General features: G+C 42.9%; 14 protein-coding genes. 9 read left to right on the top strand and 5 right to left on the bottom strand.

Annotated features, from left to right (window positions below; genetic code table 11):
* The first annotated feature begins 24 nt into the window (after positions 1 to 24).
* From FSB73_RS08455 to FSB73_RS08470, 4 genes are all read left to right on the top strand, one after another.
* Positions 25 to 1,500: a Gfo/Idh/MocA family protein gene (locus FSB73_RS08455; protein WP_146781067.1), complete on the top strand. Its 1,476-nt coding sequence runs from the start codon at positions 25 to 27 to the stop codon at positions 1,498 to 1,500.
* 142 nt (positions 1,501 to 1,642) lie between these two features.
* Positions 1,643 to 2,887, top strand: coding sequence for a nucleoside permease (locus tag FSB73_RS08460; RefSeq protein WP_146781068.1), 1,245 nt, complete (start codon positions 1,643 to 1,645; stop codon positions 2,885 to 2,887).
* Between the two features lie 92 nt (positions 2,888 to 2,979).
* Positions 2,980 to 3,888 carry a TIM barrel protein gene (locus FSB73_RS08465; RefSeq protein ID WP_146781069.1) on the top strand — a complete coding sequence of 303 codons (909 nt, stop codon included), beginning with the start codon at positions 2,980 to 2,982 and terminating at the stop codon, positions 3,886 to 3,888.
* A gap of 71 nt (positions 3,889 to 3,959) precedes the next feature.
* Positions 3,960 to 4,853, top strand: coding sequence for a sugar phosphate isomerase/epimerase family protein (locus FSB73_RS08470; protein WP_146781070.1), 894 nt, complete (start codon positions 3,960 to 3,962; stop codon positions 4,851 to 4,853).
* 116 nt (positions 4,854 to 4,969) lie between these two features.
* Here FSB73_RS08470 and FSB73_RS08475 read toward each other — a convergent pair whose 3' ends face one another.
* The gene (locus FSB73_RS08475) at positions 4,970 to 6,394 is read right to left on the bottom strand and encodes an AAA family ATPase (RefSeq protein WP_158639468.1); all 1,425 of its coding nucleotides are present in this window, start codon (positions 6,392 to 6,394) and stop codon (positions 4,970 to 4,972) included.
* A gap of 271 nt (positions 6,395 to 6,665) precedes the next feature.
* On the opposite strand from FSB73_RS08475, the gene FSB73_RS08480 reads away from it, so the two are divergent.
* From FSB73_RS08480 to FSB73_RS08500, 5 genes are all read left to right on the top strand, one after another.
* Positions 6,666 to 8,891: a heavy metal translocating P-type ATPase gene (locus FSB73_RS08480; RefSeq protein ID WP_146781072.1), complete on the top strand. Its 2,226-nt coding sequence runs from the start codon at positions 6,666 to 6,668 to the stop codon at positions 8,889 to 8,891.
* Between the two features lie 260 nt (positions 8,892 to 9,151).
* Positions 9,152 to 11,041 carry a glycoside hydrolase family 35 protein gene (locus FSB73_RS08485; protein ID WP_192904100.1) on the top strand — a complete coding sequence of 630 codons (1,890 nt, stop codon included), beginning with the start codon at positions 9,152 to 9,154 and terminating at the stop codon, positions 11,039 to 11,041.
* A 153-nt stretch (positions 11,042 to 11,194) separates the two neighbouring features.
* Positions 11,195 to 12,334: an endonuclease/exonuclease/phosphatase family protein gene (locus tag FSB73_RS08490; protein ID WP_146781073.1), complete on the top strand. Its 1,140-nt coding sequence runs from the start codon at positions 11,195 to 11,197 to the stop codon at positions 12,332 to 12,334.
* Positions 12,335 to 12,549: 215 nt separating this feature from the next.
* Entirely contained in the window at positions 12,550 to 14,058 is a 1,509-nt protein-coding gene (cysS, locus tag FSB73_RS08495; protein WP_146781074.1) for a cysteine--tRNA ligase, read from the top strand.
* A gap of 69 nt (positions 14,059 to 14,127) precedes the next feature.
* Positions 14,128 to 14,493 (top strand): cupin domain-containing protein, encoded by a 366-nt coding sequence (locus FSB73_RS08500; RefSeq protein ID WP_146781075.1) that lies wholly within the window; start codon positions 14,128 to 14,130, stop codon positions 14,491 to 14,493.
* A 196-nt stretch (positions 14,494 to 14,689) separates the two neighbouring features.
* Here the strand turns inward: FSB73_RS08500 and FSB73_RS08505 are convergent, their stop codons facing one another.
* The 4 genes from FSB73_RS08505 to FSB73_RS08520 form a co-directional block, all read right to left on the bottom strand.
* Positions 14,690 to 16,786, bottom strand: coding sequence for a SurA N-terminal domain-containing protein (locus FSB73_RS08505; protein ID WP_146781076.1), 2,097 nt, complete (start codon positions 16,784 to 16,786; stop codon positions 14,690 to 14,692).
* 299 nt (positions 16,787 to 17,085) lie between these two features.
* A complete protein-coding gene (locus tag FSB73_RS08510) occupies positions 17,086 to 18,030 on the bottom strand; it encodes an ATP-binding protein (RefSeq protein WP_146781077.1) in 945 nt (314 codons plus the stop codon).
* Between the two features lie 296 nt (positions 18,031 to 18,326).
* Positions 18,327 to 19,094: a Bax inhibitor-1/YccA family protein gene (locus tag FSB73_RS08515; RefSeq protein WP_146781078.1), complete on the bottom strand. Its 768-nt coding sequence runs from the start codon at positions 19,092 to 19,094 to the stop codon at positions 18,327 to 18,329.
* Between the two features lie 112 nt (positions 19,095 to 19,206).
* Positions 19,207 to 20,202 carry a polysaccharide deacetylase family protein gene (locus tag FSB73_RS08520; protein WP_146781079.1) on the bottom strand — a complete coding sequence of 332 codons (996 nt, stop codon included), beginning with the start codon at positions 20,200 to 20,202 and terminating at the stop codon, positions 19,207 to 19,209.
* Positions 20,203 to 20,409: the final 207 nt, after the last annotated feature.

The following is a 20,409-nucleotide window of genomic DNA, read 5'->3' on the forward strand; positions in this document are numbered from 1 at the left end:
TTCATCTTAAATCTGATATACATTATGAACAACAAAGACGACAAAAGTGTAACGCAAAAAAATGCGGACTCCCGTCGAAAATTTATTAAAAACGCCGCCGCCATCGGCGCCGGTGTCTGGATCGTTCCCCGCCATGTACTGGGCGGAAAGGGCTATATTGCCCCAAGTGATAAATTAAGAGTTGCCAGCGTGGGTGCTGGTGGCAAAGGACAATCCGATATCGCCATGTTCGCCAAGAGTGGCGAGGCAGATATCGCCTTTCTTTGTGATGTAGATACCCGCAGAGCAGCCACTAGTGTTAAGAACTTCCCTAAGGCGAAATTCTATAAAGATTGGCGTGTACTCTTTGATAAAGAGCTCAATAACTTTGATGCGGTCTCCGTATCCACGCCAGATCATAACCATGCCATTATTGCGCTGGGAGCAATGCAACGTGGCAAACATGTTTATGTACAAAAACCACTTACCCACGATATCCATGAAGCGCGTGTACTGACTGCAGCCGCTAAAAAATATAAAGTCGTCACGCAAATGGGCAACCAGGGCGGTTCAAACGACGGCACACGTTTACTTAGCGAGTGGTATGATGCTGGTCTGATTGGTGATGTGCATACGGTATATGTATGGACAGATCGCCCGGTATGGCCTCAGGGCATCCCCTGGCCATCCGCCAATGCTGATGTGCCAAAAGAATTAGACTGGGATCTTTGGCTCGGAACAGCTCCTCAGGCTAATTATGTAGATAAGCTGGTTCCGTTTAATTGGAGAGGCTGGTGGGATTACGGTACCGGCGCCCTGGGAGACATGGGATGTCACCTGATGGAAGCCGCCTTCCGTACGTTGAACCTTAAATATGCGACTGAAGTTCAGGCCAGTGTAGGCTCTGTCTATGTAGATGAATTCAAAAGAGGCTATTTCCCAAAAAGTTGCCCACCTTCCAGCCACGTTACCCTTAAGTTCCCTAAAACGGATAAAACAAAAGGTGACATCGAAGTGCACTGGATGGATGGCGGTATTCAGCCCACCCGTCCGGAAGAACTGGGCGCCAATGAACCTTTCGGCGATGGAGGAAACGGAACACTCTTTATTGGTACCAAAGGCAAGATGCTGGCCGACACCTACAGTGAAAATGCCCGCTTATTGCCGTTAAGCCGTAATGAAGAGGTGAAAAAGATGCATATCCCGCAAAAATATGCCCGTGTTCCTGGTGGCGCAAACGGCCACTACAAACAATGGGTAGAGGCCGCAAAAGCCGGTTATGGCAAAAAAGAAGTGAGTTCTCCATTTGAAACCGCTGGACCTTTGACAGAGGCCTTACTGATGGCGAATCTCGCCATACGGGGCTTTGATGTGAAGCGTATCGAAGGGGACAAAACTTCATTCCCTGGCCGTTATGTGAAACTACTCTGGGATAATGACAATATGCGCATTACCAACTTCGATGAAGTCAATGCCTTCGTAAAACGCGATTACAGAGAAGGCTGGAGATTAGGTATGTAATTTCTGCATAGGTTTTTATGAGTCAGTTCGACAAATAAAATCAAATAAAAGAAGTTTAATATTTAATATTTTCAATAAATATCAATAATTTAGCAGGGGGCCATGAGCCCCCTCATTTTTTTACACTTGCAAAAAATATTACATGAAATCATCAATCAGGTTTAAGCTTTCCTTTATGATGTTTCTGGAGTTCTTCGTTTGGGGTGGTTGGTTTGTCACCCTGGCCACTTATCTGATCTCCAATCTACAGGCCAATGATGCCCAGATTTCTTCTGCCTTTTCCACTCAGTGCTTTGGTGCCATTATCGCCCCCTTTATTATCGGTCTGATTGCAGACCGTTATTTTAATGCAGAGCGCATCCTGGGAATACTACACATTGCAGGCGCCCTGTTAATGTTCAAAATGTATACAGCCACCGACTTCGCTGGTTTCTACCCCTATGTTTTTGTTTATATGATCTTGTATATGCCAACACTGGCACTGGTGAATTCTGTTTCCTTCAATCAGATGACCAATCCTGAAAAAGACTTTGGGAATATCCGTGTATGGGGTACGCTGGGCTGGATCGTAGCTGGTCTGCTCATCAGCTATGCCTTTCATTGGGACAATGAGACCTCCCTGAAAGAAGGACTCATGAAAAATACATTTTTGATGACTGCCATTGCCTCTCTGGCACTTGGGCTGTTCAGTTTTGCATTGCCCAAGACCCCTCCAAAAGCGAAGAAAGGAGAAAAGGTCAGTATCCGGGAAGTTTTGGGACTGGACGCCTTAAAATTATTAAAAGACCGTAATTATTTGATCTTTTTTGTTTCTTCAGTCCTGATCTGTGTGCCACTGGCATTTTATTACCAGTACGCCAATACCTTCCTGTCAGAAATCGGACTGGCCAATCCGACCGGCAAAATGACCTTTGGGCAGATGTCTGAAGTGCTCTTCATGTTATTGCTACCTGTCTTCTTTACAAAATTTGGCCTTAAAAAAACCCTGATTCTTGCGATGGCCGCCTGGGTCATCCGTTATCTTTGTTTTGCCTATGGCAATGCAGGAGAGCTCTCCTTTATGCTGATTATAGGCATTGCCCTGCATGGCGCCTGCTATGACTTCTTCTTTGTCACCGGGCAAATTTATACCGATAACAAAGCAGGAGAAAAGCATAAAAGTGCCGCGCAGGGATTGATCACACTGGCCACTTATGGCGTAGGGATGCTGGTGGGCTTTTACATCGCAGGTGTGATCTCTGAGATGTACAAAAGCCAGGGCGGTGATACAGCGCAGATTTGGCAGCATATCTGGACCTTCCCGGCCATCATTGCCTTTATCGTTATGGCTTTATTCGCCATCTTCTTTAAAACGGAGAAAAAATTACCCGTTGAAAAGATCAGCTAATTTAAGGAAGGGGACCGTCAGGTCCCCCCTCCAGATTCGTCTAAATATTTTAAATAATTTTCTGAGGATACGAACTAATTAAACTCATCATTATGCAAAAGCAGGATAGAAGAACCGCATTAAAAAACATCGTAACCGGCACAGCAGCCATCGGTGCAGCCACCATACTCCCCGGTCTGGCTGGCAGCGCCACAGCAAAGGCAGGCAATAAAATGAAAACCAATGAAAACACAGCCTTAAAAGGCAATATCCATCACTCTGTATGTGCATGGTGTTATTCAGGCATATCACTGGATGAACTCTGTCAGTTCTCAAAGAAGATCGGCATAACCGGTATCGACCTGATGGGACCAAAAGAGTGGCCTACGCTTAAAAAATACGGCCTGGATTCACCCATGTGTAACGGTGCAGAGATCAACCTGACAGATGGATTTAATGATACCAAGTTCCATGATCAGCTAATTAAAAATTACACAGAAATGATCCCTAAGGTCGCCGCTGCAGGTTATAAAAACCTGATCTGTTTTAGCGGTAGCAAAAGAGGCATGGATGATGAAACAGGTTGGCAAAACTGTGTAGACGGTTTGTCCAAAATACTTCCACTTGCAGAAAAGCACGGTGTTGTACTAGTAATGGAACTACTCAACTCCAAGGTCAATCATAAGGATTATCAATGTGATCGTACCAGTTGGGGCGCAGAACTCTGCAAACGGCTCGGTAGCGAAAACTTCAAATTATTATATGATATCTATCATATGCAGATAGATGAAGGGGATGTCATTCATACCATCAATACCCACCATCAGTTTATCGCCCATTACCATACAGGTGGGGTACCTGGCCGTAATGAGATTGATGATACCCAGGAACTTTATTATCCGGCCATTATGCGGGCTATCGTCGCCACCGGTTATAAAGGCTATGTAGCTCAGGAATTTGTTCCAAAAAATCCAGACAAACTGGCCTCCTTGCAAAAGGCCATTCAGATCTGCGATGTATAATATGGAGTGAATATCACAAAGAGCAAACACATCAAACACGCTCCTATAACTTCATCCATAAAATTAAAAAAATGACAACTAGAAGAAGTTTTCTAAAACAAACCGGCATTGTTACCGCCGGTGCCTGGCTCATGCCTTCACTTGCCTGTAAATCGGGCATGCCCAAAAATGATGTGGGCATTCAGTTATACACCGTCAGGGACATCCTGCCAAAGGATCAAAAAGGCGTACTGGCTCAAGTAGCAAAAGCGGGTTATACCAGTGTTGAACCCTTTGGATTTTCCAAGGACAATGGCTATTTTGGGATGTCCACCAAGGACCTTAAAAAGGTGCTCGATGACAACGGCCTGAAAGCACCCAGTGGCCATTATGACATCAACAGTTATTTTGCAAATGGTAGCAGACAGGATCTGGATGCCTGTATCAGAGCCTGTCACGATCTGAACAGTGAATTTCTAACCATTCCCAGTCTGCCGGACGAGGCCAAAAAAGATCCGGATACCTGTAAACAAACTGCAGAGACCATGACTAAGGTCGCAGAACTACTCAAAAAAGAAGGCCTGAAACTCGCATACCACAATCACAACACAGAATTTACTCCTTTTGGGGACACTTATGGATATGAGATCTTTCTAAAAGACTCTGATCCGGCACTAGTATTCTTTGAAATGGATCTGTATTGGTTGGTAAGAGCCGGTAAAAAGCCAGATGATTTGTTTAAAGAGTTCCCAGGGCGTTTCCCAATGTGGCACGTGAAAGATATGGACAAGGCCAAACCGGACGAAAACACCGAAATCGGTAACGGCAGTATTAACTTTGTAGATATTTTCGAGCACTCAAAAGAGTCCGGTATGAAGCATTTCTTTTTAGAACAAGAAAACAATTACAAGCCCGATATTATAGGCTCTATCAAGACAAGCAATAAATATATCAGAGAGACCCTGATTCCCAAATTGCCCAAATAATCCAGGATTTTATTTAATTACCTTTCTATTGAAGGCATGCATACATTTACAAATGAATGCATGCCTTTTCTGTATTAGGCGGATTCAAGTTACGCTAATCCATACATTCAGGGCCATTAATCCATAAACAAATCTTCCAATGTCAGACTATTTTGCACAAGCGTCCTGGCATATGGATTATGGATGAGTCCAAACGGAGTAATAAACGTCATAAAAATAGATTTTTTTGTTCCGCTAACACTTCTGAATAATTCTACTTTGTTCATAAGCTCATCGGCATACTTTTTTGTGATAGTGAACATTTTATTTGAAAACTTAATCTCACATAGATTTATCACATCGTCTCTTCGATCAATGATTAAATCAATTTGACAGCCCTTCTTTTCATAAGAACCTGTCCAGGAGGATAACAAAGTTTGAACCCCTGCTATGCCTAATGCTTTTTTTATTTGGTTGGCATGCTGCAAGCAAAGCATCTCAAATGCATATCCACTCCAGGCACGTTTACTAGGATCGTCTACAGCTAGTATCCAATCACTTTTAATCAGGCGCTTTTTGCCATCCATAAAATTCAGGTAAAATAATGAAAAGAAATCCACTAGCTGAAACAATCTATTTTGATTTTTGCCGCCAAAAGGCAGATAATCTTTGACAAAATCACTTTCCGCAAGCTCATTTAATAGTCGTGTTGTGCTACCCGCATTAGGCAATTTGGAAAGTTTTATTAATTCACCTCGAGTTAGCCCCTTTCGCGCCGTACTTAAAGCTCTAATGATCGCCAAATGGCTATCTGCATTTTTGAATAATGAATAATATAAATCTTCAAATTCAGTACTTAACCTACCATTTGAATTGAAACATAAAGATTGAATATTTTGTGCTGCACTTTGTCTGGTATCCACCATATCTAAATAAAATGGAATTCCTCCTAGCGCCATATACAACTGTACAATTTCATATTTAACATAAGCGCCTTCCTTGGCCTTAAAGAACGCTTCACACTCATATAGATTAAAGGGTTCTAATTTCAATTTTGATGTTAGCCTATGGTGCAAACCGCCTCTATTTCTGATAAGTCGATGGATCATCCATGACGCAGCAGATCCACATACAATAAGGGCAATATTCTTAGTACTTGCATAAGAATTCCAGAAGTATTCCAATGCCTGAATAAAATTCGATTTATGCGTATCAAACCAAGGCAACTCATCTAAAAAAACAACCAGCTTCTCCTTTTTGTCTAAAGAGTCCAATAATTGCTGTAGCAACTCAAAGGCGTCAAACCAGTCTTTAGGCATTTGTACATTTGCGCCTTCCGCCCCATAATGCAATAATCGATTGTAAAAGTTTTTCAATTGAATTTTCATGGTTGAATTAGCAGTACCAGTCATATAAAAATCGAACTGTTGCCCAAAAAACTCCTTGATAAGGTAGGTTTTTCCCACTCGCCTTCTACCGTATACAGCCAGAAATTCCGGCCGATCAGAATGGCAAATTCGTTGTAATTCCTTAATTTCTATGTGTCGACCAATAATTTTCATTTTCAATAATTTAAGCCAAAGATAAGGCATTGCTGGCTTAAAGCCATCATTTTTACCTCATTTGAGCCAATAATGGCCTATTATTGGCTCAAACAGCATTTTTTACCCCCCTTTAAGCCAACAATAATATATTTTACTAAATATAATAACGCATATCACTGTATACGCATTAAACATTTAGCCTTTTTTACACTTTTGTCTCAAATCAATACAAGAAGCATATACTCCCTATTGTAACGTACTTTTGTAACTGGAGCTATAATAAATTAAAATGGACAATCAAATTGAATGGAAAGTCCGCGGCATGACCTGTACCAACTGCGCCATGTCCGTGGATAAACAACTCAAATCATTAGGCCTACAGGGCGTAGAAGTAGATTTTATGCAGTCTGTTGTGCGCTTTCAGCATACTACAAACGATCATATCCCATTACAAAAAATTCAGGATGGGATTCAAGGACTGGGTTTTAAGGTAGAAAATGCTGGGAGTAATACCGCTGCAGCAAAGGAAAGCCTCACAGAAAAGTTACTGGGCACGCCTTTTAAACGCTTTATCGCCTGTCTGATCTTTACCATACCACTCTGGTTGCATATGGTGGTTCAGCTGCCAATTTTGCATCAGCCTTTGTTTCAACTGATATTAGCCACTATCGTTTTGGTCATTGGATTGGTATATTTAGGCCGTAGCGCCTGGCATAGCCTGAAGAGCAAAGTTGCCAATATGAATGTCCTGGTCATTTTGGGCGCGCTGGCAGCCTTTGGATATAGCCTTTATGGCACGCTTACTGGGGAGCCGGAAGCCTTTTTATTCTATGAAACCAGTGCCACCATCATTACGCTGGTTTTTATGGGTAACTGGCTGGAATCCCGAACGGTTGCCAAAACCCAGGCCTCTATTAAAAGTCTGATGCTACAGCAGACCGTTCAGGCCAATATGCTAACCTACGCTGCTGATGGCTCAGAAATTGTTTTTCAAGTTTTAAGCGAAGACCTGAAAGTCGGGGACCTGATACTGATAAAATCGGGCGAACTAGTTCCCATGGATGCCAAGATTCTCTCAGGCGAAGGGGACGTCGATGAATCCATTCTTACCGGAGAATCCCTGCCTGTCCACAAAGGCAAGGGCGAACTACTCATTGGCAATAGTCAGTTAGTCTCTGGTAACCTAAAGGCTTATATTAGCGCAACGGGTAAAGATACCGTACTGCAACATATGCTTCGTCTGGTAGAAAAAGCACAGCATCAAAAAGCGCCTATGCAATTGCTAGCCGATAAAATCAGTGCGGTCTTTGTGCCCGTCGTATTGGGGCTTGCCGCATTAGGGTTTTTACTGAACTATTTTATTGCAGATGCCGGTTTTACCAGTTCTCTTATGCGGGCCATTGCCATGCTGGTTATCGCCTGCCCCTGCGCGATGGGGCTGGCCACTCCTGCAGGCATCGCCGTAGGTCTTGGCCGCGCCACCAAAAAAGGTATCCTTTTTAAAAACGCCCATGCCCTGGAAAATTTCCAAAAAATTAAAAACATCGTCTTTGACAAAACCGGAACACTCACGACCGGTAAATTGCAGGTGGATGATTTTAACCATACCAGTACCATAAGCGAGTCAGCATTCAAGCAGATTTTGTTTAACCTGGAAAAATACGCCAGTCATCCGCTCGCAACAGCCATCATGCAAGCCTTTAAGCCCACATCAAAGCCCCATCCTGCAAACGGCGCCAATGCGCCTACGCAGATTTCCTTTGCCAAAGTAGAAGAAATCAAGGGAGAGGGGATGCGAGGTACCACCAAAGACGGTGTGCAATATATGGCCGTCTCCGCCCGTAAGGCAAAAGCCATCTTAGCTGCGGCCAATATAGATAAAGCCGCTGACAGCCAAAATGATCCAATTCAACTAATTGAACCGCATCATCACATATATCTGCTTCGGGAAACAGAAATTCTTGGTTGGGTAAGTTTTAAAGATACAATCCGGCCGGAAGCGCTGCCAACCATCCAAACCCTTAAAAACGCTGGCTTTACAACCTATATGATTAGCGGAGACAGTGAAATTAACTGTCAGACAGTAGCGGAGCAGCTGGGTATCGATCATGTTTATAGCGAACAGTCTCCTGAACAAAAGCAAATGGCTGTGCGCAAAATCAAAGAGGAGGCACCCGTCGCCATGATTGGTGATGGCATCAATGACAGCCCGGCGCTAGCGGAAGCCACCGTAGGGGTATCGCTAGGTAATGCCACACAAATTGCCATTATGACTGCGGACGTACTGCTCATTAGAAATGGCATCGGTAGCCTGCCACTCGCACTGGGTCTGGGTAAACACACCTATTCCACCATCCGGCAGAATTTAATTTGGGCCTTCGCCTATAATGTAGTGGCACTGCCTATCGCCGGCCTAGGATTGCTCAGTCCTTCCTTTGCCGCACTGGCCATGGGGCTCAGCGATGTTGTACTTGGATTTAACTCCATCAGACTCAGCTGGAAAAAAGTCTGCTAATACACTATTGCTTTATCCTATTCACCGCCCTCAACATGTATTGCTGTTAAACAGCAATACATGTTGAGGGCGCCTGATTTTAGCTCAAACAAGGCTATTGCCATTTTATGCAAACGTTTGTCTCCCTGAAAATGGCTTTTGCGTGTAAACATTCGTTAATTTCATGGGTCAGACATAATCACTTGGTAATTTATAGTGCCCGGTTGGTCTCCACTAGCTGATCAGGCACTAAACTCTATTTTTTAAAACTATTTAGGATAATGATGAATCAAAAGAAAAACTTCCTGGCGCTCTTCTTAGGCTTATTTTTGTTTTGTGCCTATGGCTTTGGGCAGAAAAGCAATGCCAAACACAGTTTTGAGATTAAAAACGGCTCCTTTGTATACGATGGCAAACCCATCCAGATACATTCCGGAGAAATGCACTTTGCCAGAATTCCCCACCAGTATTGGCACCAGCGGTTAAAAATGCTGAAAGCCATGGGCATGAATACTGTGGCAACTTATGTTTTCTGGAATTTCCAGGAAACAGCACCCGGCGTCTGGAATTTTAAAGGCGATCATGACCTGGCAGGCTTTGTAAAAGCAGCAGGGGAAGAAGGCCTGATGGTAATTCTTCGTCCCGGTCCATATGCCTGTGCTGAATGGGAGTTTGGCGGATTCCCATGGTGGTTGCAAAAAACCCCTGGTATGGTGGTCAGAACCAACAATCAACCTTTTTTAGATTCCTGTAAACTATATTTTACCAAAATCGCCGATCAGGTCAGGAACCTTCAGATTACCCATGGTGGCCCGATCATTATGGTTCAGGCAGAAAATGAATTTGGCTCTTATGTTGCCCAAAGAAAGGATATCCCCTTGGAACAACACAAAGCCTATTCAGCGGCCGTAAAAAAGATCCTGGGTGAAGTCGGCTTTGATGTTCCCCTATTTACCTCAGATGGCAGTTGGCTTTTTAAGGGTGGCACCATAGAAGGCGCACTGCCTACAGCCAACGGAGAAGGCAATGTCAAAAACCTGAAAAAAGTAGTGGATGAATACCACGGCGGCAAAGGCCCCTACATGGTGGCCGAGTTCTACCCCGGTTGGTTAGACCATTGGGCAGAACCTTTCCCCAAAGTGTCTACGGAATCCGTGACCAAACAAGCAGAAAAATACCTGCAGGATACCGTTTCGTTTAATTTTTATATGGTACATGGTGGCACCAACTTTGGTTTTACCGCCGGAGCCAATTACGATGGCAAACATGATATTCAGCCTGATCTGACCTCTTATGATTACGATGCGCCCATCAGTGAGGCAGGCTGGGCAACACCAAAATATCAGGCCATCAGAACCCTGATGCAAAAATATGCTCATTACCAGATTCCTGCTGTACCCGCACAAATCCCGGTTATTGAGATACCCTCCATTAAATTGACGCAGTCTGCCAACCTTTTTGATAAACTCAAACAGATGCAGCCCGTAGAAAATGATACACCAATGACCTTTGAAGACCTGAATCAGGGTTACGGATACGTGGTTTATCAGAAAAAATTTGTACAGCCGATCCAGGGAACGCTAAAAATAGATGGACTTCGGGATTACGCCATGGTCTATGTCAATGGTAAACAAGTAGGGGAATTAAACCGTTATTTTAAAAACTACAGTATGGATATTGACATTCCATTTAATGCCACACTGACCATCGTTGTAGAAAATATGGGGCGCATCAACTATGGCGCAGAGATTATTCACAACCTCAAAGGCATCATCAAACCCATAACCATAAATGATATGGAGATTACTGGCAATTGGCAGATGTATAAGCTACCGATGTCCAGTTTCCCGGCTATTGGTTCTGGCATGACCGCTGTAACGGCCAATCCGGCGCTTTACAAAGGCAGCTTTAATCTGAAAGAGGTCGGAGATACCTTCCTGGATATGCAGGACTGGGGCAAAGGCATCGTCTATATCAACGGGCACAATCTGGGCAGATATTGGAAAGTAGGTCCACAACAGACACTCTACTTACCGGGCTGTTGGCTCAAAAAAGGCAATAATACCATCGAGGTTTTTGAGCAGCAAAATGAAAAAAAGCATACCGAACTTCACAGTATCAAAACGCCAATACTCGAGTCTTTAAACTTACCGGCAAACCAAGACGCTTAATTTTAAAGTAGTATATATAATTATAAGTAAGCCAGACCATTACATTAAATGGTCGGGCTTACTTAGTTTCAAATGCTGCCAGAGTACAGAATCTTTAACATAACTCCTGTCCCCCGGGCAAGCCACTGTGGAAAAATTGACTAAATTTGGCTTATGCCCCTTAAATTCATAAGACGGTTTACCAAAAGCATCCTACTGATCCCCACGGTTCTGGTAGCGTTGCTTTTTGTGTTGGCTTGCCTGGCATCTGAGCTTAATCCAACCGGCTGGTGGTTTATGGGTGCCCTCAGTTTGCTACTGCCTTATTTGATTATTGTGCTGGTATTTGCTTTTATATTTTGGTTGATTACCAAGCCTAAAGCCTCACTTATCCCTTTATTGGCGCTGCTTATCGGCTGGCGTCAGATCAAAGTTGTATTTTCTTATCATATTTTCAGCAGCTTTGTGATAGAAAACAAAGCGCCAGAGACAATCAGACTGGTCAGCTGGAATGTGGCTTCCATGTATGGTATAAGTGAGCAAAAATCCAATAAAAAGTACGACCGAAAGGAAATTGCCGCCACGATTCAGGGCCTGAATCCAGATATTATCTGCCTGCAGGAGTTCAACCATAGTGAGACCCAGGGGCCCTATGCCGATAATATCGGCCTCTTTTCTGAGGCCTACCCTTATCATTACTTTTCCAAAGATGTGAACCGGAAAAACGGCTTTTATCAGTCTGGCAGCATCATCTTTTCAAAATATCCGATTATCCATACCCAGAAGATTAAATACCCCAAAGGGATTTCTGAGAGTTTTATTTATGCCGATATCTTACATGGCATGGATACAATCCGAATCATAAATGTCCATTTGCAGTCCTATAAATTTTCTTCCCAGGATTATCAGGATATTCAATCCATCAAGCGCCAGACAGATTCTACCCTTCAGGCATCCTACAGCATATTAAGAAAAATGCAACTGGCCTATTCCAGAAGAGCCGTTCAGGCCGGTATGATCCGCCGTACAGCAGACAGCACGAAAATCCCAAGTATAATCTGTGGCGACTTTAATGATGTGCCAGCCTCCTATGCCTATTTTAAAATCAGAGGCCCACATCGCTATGACGCATTTTTGAAAAAGAGCTGGGGAGTCGGCCGCACTTATTATGCCATTGCCCCCACTTTAAGGATCGATTATATCCTGCCAGAAGATCGTTTTGAGGTGGGTCAGTTCGATCTGATCGACGAAAATCTGAGTGATCACCTGCTACTGGTGGCCGATCTACACTTAAAACCAGGTGCAAATCGCTAATCCGACTAGCAATATCCCATTGGGCCATCAAATAAAGCTATGTCAACCAGACTTAAAAGTTCTGGCAAAACCACCGGTGGCGTGCTGATTTTCTATAATTAAAAGTACCTTCGCAACTAAGTTATGTTAAGCGCAAGTTGCTGACGGGACGACTAGTCCATTTAAGGGCTCCCCATCCAGGCAATTGCACGCACGTTTTTTAAAAGAGATCCTTCATGGAAGCATTACAGATATATAATTCGCTGACGCGTCAAAAAGAAGTATTTAAATCAATAACTCCAGGCTATGTGGGTTTGTATGTCTGCGGACCTACAGTAAGCGGAGAATCTCATCTGGGTCATGCCAGGCCGTACATCACCTTTGATGTCGTCAACCGCTATCTCAGACACTTGGGCTATAAAGTCCGTTATGTCCGCAATATTACCGATGCAGGACATTTTGAAGAGGAAGGTCGTCAGGCGGAAGACAAAATTGCCAACAAGGCTTTTTTGGAAAAACTCGAGCCCATGGAACTCGTCAAAAAATATACGGATTTATTCCATTGGGGAATGAAGGAGTTCAATACCTTATCTCCCAGTATCGAACCCACAGCCACTGGCCACATTGTTGAGCAAATAGAAATGATTAAAAAGATCATGGCAGATGGCTATGCCTACGAGGTGGACGGTTCAGTTTACTTTGATGTTGAAAAATACAACCGGGATTTTTCCAAAAAGCATCTGCCTTATGGTATCCTTAGCGGCCGCGTACTGGAAGACATGCAGGAAAGCACACGTGATCTGGAAAATCAGGAGGAAAAAAGAAATAAAGTAGACTTCGCACTCTGGAAAAAAGCACCGCCTAAACATATCATGCGTTGGATGAGTCCCTGGGGTGAAGGATTCCCGGGATGGCACATTGAATGCTCTGCTATGAGCACTAAATACTTAGGTAAAGAGTTTGACATCCATGGTGGTGGAATGGATTTGCAGTTTCCCCATCATGAATGCGAGATCGCACAAAGCGCTGTTTGCAATGACAAGATCCCTGCCCGTTACTGGATGCATAATAATATGATCACCATTAACGGCCGTAAAATGGGTAAGAGTTATAATAATATTATCAAGTTTACGGAGCTTTTCAGCGGGAATCATCCAATGCTGGAACAGGCTTACCATCCGATGGTAATCCGGTTTTTTATCCTGCAAACCCATTACCGGTCAACCCTGGACTTCAGCAATGATGCGTTGAAGGCTGCAGAAAAAGGCCTGCGCCGTTTAATGGAAGCCTTTGAGACCCTTGGGCGGCTGGACAGGCAACACCCTGACATCGCAGCAGACCAAGCATTAGACAAAAAGGTCAATAAACTTATCCATGAGATGGATGATTTTATGAACGATGACTTTGGTACAGCCAAAGTACTGGCCAATCTGTTTGAACTGGTCCCTGTTATCAACGGAATCAAAGACGGTCATATCAAAAGTGATGCACTTAGTAGTTCCACAATGGAACTGCTCAAAAAACAGATGCAGATATATGTAGAAGAAATCTTTGGCCTGAAAAAAGTATCTGAACACGCCGGAGAGCAACTCAATGGCGTTATCCAGGTTTTAATAGATATGCGCAGGGATGCCAAAGCGAAAAAAGATTTTGTAACCAGTGACCGTATCCGTAACGAGCTGGCCGCCTTAGGTATCCTGCTAAAAGATGAAAAAGGTGGCAACGTCACTTATCAGTTTGAATAGCAACCGTAGCACTTTATTCACAAAATAAAAACTATTTCAAGGTAAGTGTCTTCTAAAAATCAATAGCCTATGCCAAATGTAGTTGATATTCATCAAGTAGAAACAGAGACTTATATGTGGGGCCAGGGTTGTCAGGCCTGGGTATTGAACAATTCGAAAAACGTTACCATTAAGGAAGAATTGATGGCACCAAGTACCCGGGAACAGCTCCATTTACATAAGACAATGGAACAGTTTTTTTATATTTTGGAAGGCAGCGCCGTTATGGCACTAGAAAACAGGCCCGTCCAGATAAACGCCGGGCAGGGCCTACATATCCCAGTTAATACCCCTCATTTTATTGCCAACAAATCAAGTGAGCCGTTGCGGTTTTTAGTCATATCTACCCCTGGTGAAAGTGTCCAGCAGGAAAAGCGGACTTTATTAAACAACTAAATAAAGAGCAATATAAGTTAACTTGCAAAGTAGCCAGCATTATGATTTTATATTCAATAGTTGTTTGATCTCTGATGCAACAAAAGTCAGAAGCAATACCTTAAAATCCCCCGGCAATAGCATAAATGCAATTATCGGGGGATTCGTATAATTTCTATAGCTTGTATTTACTTCCTATTGCTTATTAGGCACGCCGCTAAAAGAAAGTAGAACGGTCATCTTCGATTTTGGCGGACTGCTGTAAAGCACCCAGGATACGATTTTGGATCTGTTGGAACCAAGTCTGTTTCATCCGACCTTCCACTGCTTCGGGACCTTCCAGTGAAGATTTAGCGGAAACACTTAATGGCTTGATGGCAAATACACCCATCGTGCCAGCAAATGGTTTGCTCACTTTGTTTAAAAGATCCTTATTAAAGGCGGCACCAACCAATGCAGGCTCATTACCCATGTTAGGCACAAATGACGCATCAAATCCAAGGCTATCCAAAGTTGCAACTTCTACACCGGCAGATTTTGCATAATCTTCCAGTGTACTTCCTTTGAATTTGCTGTCGATAATAAGTTTTGCCTTTTTCTTGTTTTTCAAAAGCTGTTCCAGATATGGGCGAACCGTAGCGGCTGTCGGCAATCCTGGTTTAGCGATATTGGTGATGGCTGCTACCACAAAATTGTCGCCGATTTCTACCGGTTGAGAGACTTCTCCTACTTTGTGTTCGTAAATCCATTTTACCAAATCTCTGCTTTCTCCCAGATTACCTACCTGGTAATCATTTTCCTTAATCCCTTGTGCAGGCAGTACGGCCATATTTTGCTTTTTAGCATTTTCCTGCAGTCCGTTATAAGTCTGACTGGAGGCAACAAAAGCGGCAGCCACATTACTTACAGAGTCAATAGTCTGCTGGCTGGGAACGATCTGGCGGCCAATGCTGGCAACCTTGTAACCCTCGGTTGAACCTTTCTGACCCAGTATCTCTACATAATGATAACCAACGCCCGTATGAACCGTTTTCGTTTCACCGGTGTGACCGGTAAAGGCAAAATTATTAAACTCAGGGAACATCCTACCAGAAGTAAAATAATCAATTACACCGCCATTTTGAGCGGATCCCGGATCATCTGAGTATTTTAAAGCAACAGAATCGAAATTAGCCCCTGCTTTGATTTCTGCGATAGCACTGTCTAGTCTCTTTAAGGCAGTTGAGTCATCTCTTACCGGATATAATTGATGTGTAGAAGGATCTTGCTGATGTGTTGCAACCAGAATATGTCTTACTTTGACAGAATCCGGAATTGTTGTTTTGGCCACCATCTTAGTGATCACATAATTGCCATTGGAGATATAAGGAGCGGAAACAGAATCCACCGGTGTTGCAATGACCAAATCTTTATTAGGGAACTGCATGGCCTGCGCGCTCATAAATCCATCATAATATTGGGTGTTGCCATCTTTAGAGGCGACAAAAGCGGCATTATCTTTCGCTGAAGCAAAATCGCTTTCTAAATCCTTCAAAGTAGACCTTATAGCAGAAGAATCCCCAGAACTAGCAGCGGCACTGAAAGTAATGTAGCTGATATTGCGGGTTTGTTCCTTTTGCTCGAATTGCTTTTTGTGATCTGTAACATAGGCATTGATATCAGCATCACTGACACTCACTGCACTATCACTGATGGTCGTATAGGGCACAGCCACATATTGAACCTGAGCGATGGCATTATCATCCGCCATCGTTTTATTCAATAACCATTTGGGAATATAAGCACCGCCAAATACCATTGCCTGATATTTAGCCATCATAATTTGTTCTTGTTCCTGATCCAGATACTCATTAACCATTTGCTTTTGCTGGGAATTCGTTGATCTTTTCAACTGAGCCAATGCATTTTTAGCTGCATTAACATCGTACTGACCCGTTTCAGGATTCACAAAATTTCTCAAGAAAGGTGGCGGATTGGACCCGAATAAAGCCATATCCAAATCCTTGGTGGTGCAAACCAGCCCTAATTTTTCATAGGCCTGTTTGAGTAAGGTTGATTGTACAAAATAGTTCCATACGCCGGTAACCACCTGAGAATGCGGCATATTCTGTGCATTGGCATTCTTTTCTACATTTGCAACTTTCTGCTGAAACTCATCTATCTTGATGGTTGTTCCATTAATCTTACCAATAGTAGTTTTATTGAATCCCCCTCTGACAGAGGAATCCATCATTATGAAGGCGATCAGCGCCAGTGCAATTAGGATAAAAACGATCCAGGCACCTTTCTCCTGGATTTTCTGAATTATGGACATAGTTGTTCCCTTTCTATTTCTGGTTTTAAAGATGGCAAAAATAACGGAATATATGATTGAAACAAATGTATAACAAAACTAATTTTATAATTTGGCTAAAATTTCGGGTAAATCCCCCTGCGCCAGCCCTATTTAATGCTCAATGCCACTGACCACCTGCATTTTAGCTAAATAGCATTCAATTGTTTTTGCATCCAAATTAATGCCACGGCTCTTAACATTCAAATTAACATATTAAATGCGACAGCCTAATATAGAATTGATTATAAACAACTTATAAAACTACGGGTAAGGCTTACTTATGATTCATTGGCATAGAAATAATCAAAATCGGCAGCCAGAGGATGATCCTTTGGCATAAAGCTGTTGTAATCAACTGAGATATTCGTTTTGATTCGTAAATAAACAACCGTACCTGGCCAATAGGCCCCTTGCTTTACTTTAAAGCGCCCATTTTGAAGAGTGGCGAAGTGGCTTCCAGAATAAATCAACAGCTCTCCTTGATTTAACCGGACAAATTCCCTGGTCGCATACAGGCCAAAACCCATTCCCTCCCCATTGGTCACCCCTTTTTTTACACATTGATATAATGCCTGTTTTTCTGAGAGTGCTCTAAATTTAGACCCTTCAGGTCCTGTAAGTGCCCTATGAATACCAATGCCTGTATCTGCAATTATTAATCTGATTTCCTGAGCGGCCGGAAAATGCTGTGCGGAGCACCAGCCGCTGCCGCCTAAAGCGGCTGGATAAGCGGAGTGAATCAGTACATTATCTAAAATTTCAAACAAACAAAAATCCAACATTTGCTGAACTGCGCTATCCACCAGCGTATGAGCACCCACCACCCGTACAACCCTTCTGCCTACCTCAATATAATTACTTCGGTTATAGTGTGTTATTTCAATAAACCGGTCCCTGCCTGGTCTACGGGTAAATTTTTCCGGCAACAGATGCTGTAAGTCTAATAATTTAAAAAAATCAATCCTGCTGGCATAACGAAGCATACCTGACATCTTAACCCAAATGGCTGACGCTTTATCCATGACACGATTCAGATCAGATAAATCAGTTGTAATACAAAGACTGGCACCCGAAGATTTAAGCTGATGAACGGCAGTTGTAATCAACAGTAGTTCATCCGAATATAACATCATGGTGACTTTTTCATCAGGAGACTTTGCCCTGTATTCATTTAAAAACCCGATATGTAACCGCAACTCATCCGAAGCGTTCGCTTTAAACAAAGGCCTTAATTGTTGGATAAGTTCAGTATGCCCATTTCAATTGCCTAGCCGAATGGTCAGGTGAATGATTGCCATATTGATTTAGATTAAAATTGCTGTTTAAAAAATGGACATACAATGCCCTTAAGCAGATGCAATCTACAAAATAATTTCCAAAGCATTGATTTGCAGTGGATAATTTAATCCTATTTCTGCCCCAATAAGTACAAAAAAACCAGCCCATAATACCTGGTAGATATTGTGGGCCGGGGCAATGAGATAAGATACGTTAGGCTAGGCGCCTACTACATACACTATTATTTTCTTCCGGCAAACCGGCTCAATAATTTTAAGATTTCCAGATAAAGCCATACCATCGTAATCATCAGGCCAAAAGCACCATACCATTCCATATATTTGGGCGCGCCCATTTCTGCTCCTCTTTCGATCATATCGAAATCCAGGATCAGATTAAGTGCTGCGATGGCTACAATAAAGATGGAGACGCCAATACCCAGCAGACTGCTGTCATACATAAAGGCCACATTTACATGGAACAAACTTAAAACCCAGGTAATCAGGTAAAAAAGCATAATACCCAAGGTAGCGGAGAAAATAATGGATCTGAACTTTTGTGTGGCTCTGATTACCCTAAAACCATATAAAGCCAGCATACCAAGCGCTACGGCAAAAGTAAGCCCTACTGCCTGTAATACAATACCTGGATATTTCTCAGCGAAGGCAGCCTGGACAACCACGGAAATACCTCCTAAGGCAAAGCCTTCCAGTAACGCATATAAAGGGGCGATATATTTTGCCAATTGAGGTTTGAAAATAATAATCATTGCGGTAATCAACCCTCCAAAAAGCCCTACCATCATCATGGTATGCAATAAGGATGTCTGGCCTTTGCCCAGCAGATTCCATGTATAAAATGCACCACCCATCACCATGAGCAGCAAAAATCCAAATTTACCGATAGATCCTCCAATGGTCATTGTGCCAGCTGATGCGTCAGCAGTTCCCAGGGAACTTTTAAAAACTTTCTCGGTTACAGTTGGATTACTTGATTTAAATAAAGCCATAATATTCGATTTTTATAACGATAAAGATACACGTTAAATTTTAATTTTTAGTAGGACCTCCAATAAACAAAGTCCTAAATATTCACTGTCAAATCTCTTAGACACCCCATGATTAATTTCGTTTAGCCCCTGGGTAATTTTCAACCGTCTCAAAAACATATTCAGGATGACGGGTTTTTAATACATCAATCACTTTATACAATGAATCTGCGTAATTAGTATGATGGAACATCCGGTCATGGGTTAACAGCACCAGGGCGTTTCTTTTGTGTGTATGATGCCCCTGAACTGCATTTTCAACCATACGGATCATCCTGTCAGCAGATTGTACAGGAACCGATCCCGGGCCTTTGGGGTCTCTTTTGAAGGACCATTCCAGATCCCAGCCAAATACTGAGTAGCCGGCTGAGTCCAGCATTTTACAGACCGGCCTTACCAGATCATGCGCTTTAATACCCGTGGATAGGACCCAGCCACTGTTACCCGGTAGCCGGATATTTTTGCGCTGTACCCCCAGGCTTTTCTGCGCTTTCATAAAATCCTCAAAGCAAGCTTCATGGTGGTGATAAAACGACATATAATGTCCATTTGCATGTGTATAGCTATGATTGGCCAGCAATATATCTGGATAACCGTCTCTAATGGAATCTACTTCTTTACGGAGGTTTTTGCTAAAAGTCTCGTGCAATCCAACCATAAAAAACGTGCCTTTTACGCCCAGCCTTTTTAATGTATGATAAACATTCATGGTGCCTGGCTGAGGTCCGTCATCAAAGGTCAGATATATATATTTTTTAGTTGTATCCTGCACAAAATCAGCGGCTGGAGGAAGAGCTGATTTTGGCACATTTACCTGTTCTGTACCCACTGAAGGCGTGGTGACCGCAGAATCCGCCGGGGCTGGGATAACCGTTTCAGATTTGATAGTTTGGGAATCCAGATGGGCATTTAATGCCGAGTCCGTGGTATTGTTATTGATAACCAAAGCGGCCGAATCGCTCCCTTTTTTATCCCCGCCCCTGCCCTTACAGCCGTATTGCAGACTCAGCAAAGATGCCGCTGCCACCACCAAAAGGCTCCCTTTGAAATTTCGATTATTCAGGTACATGCTATGTGTGTAATTCCGGTTTAAGATTTTGAAATGTTATTCATCCGCTACTCACTACTGCACATGTCCAACACTTTCTGTTATGACAGTCAGTAGACTTAACGGAAAACGAAGGTAATTATTAATCAGCAGGTTGCTGTTAATTTTGGTTAAGATTCAAGGGAAAAGCCTAAGCGACTTCCCTTAAAAACCTTATTATACTTAATA

Source organism: Arachidicoccus ginsenosidivorans, assembly GCF_007971385.1.
In the GTDB taxonomy this organism is placed as follows: Bacteria; Bacteroidota; Bacteroidia; order Chitinophagales; family Chitinophagaceae; genus Arachidicoccus; species Arachidicoccus ginsenosidivorans.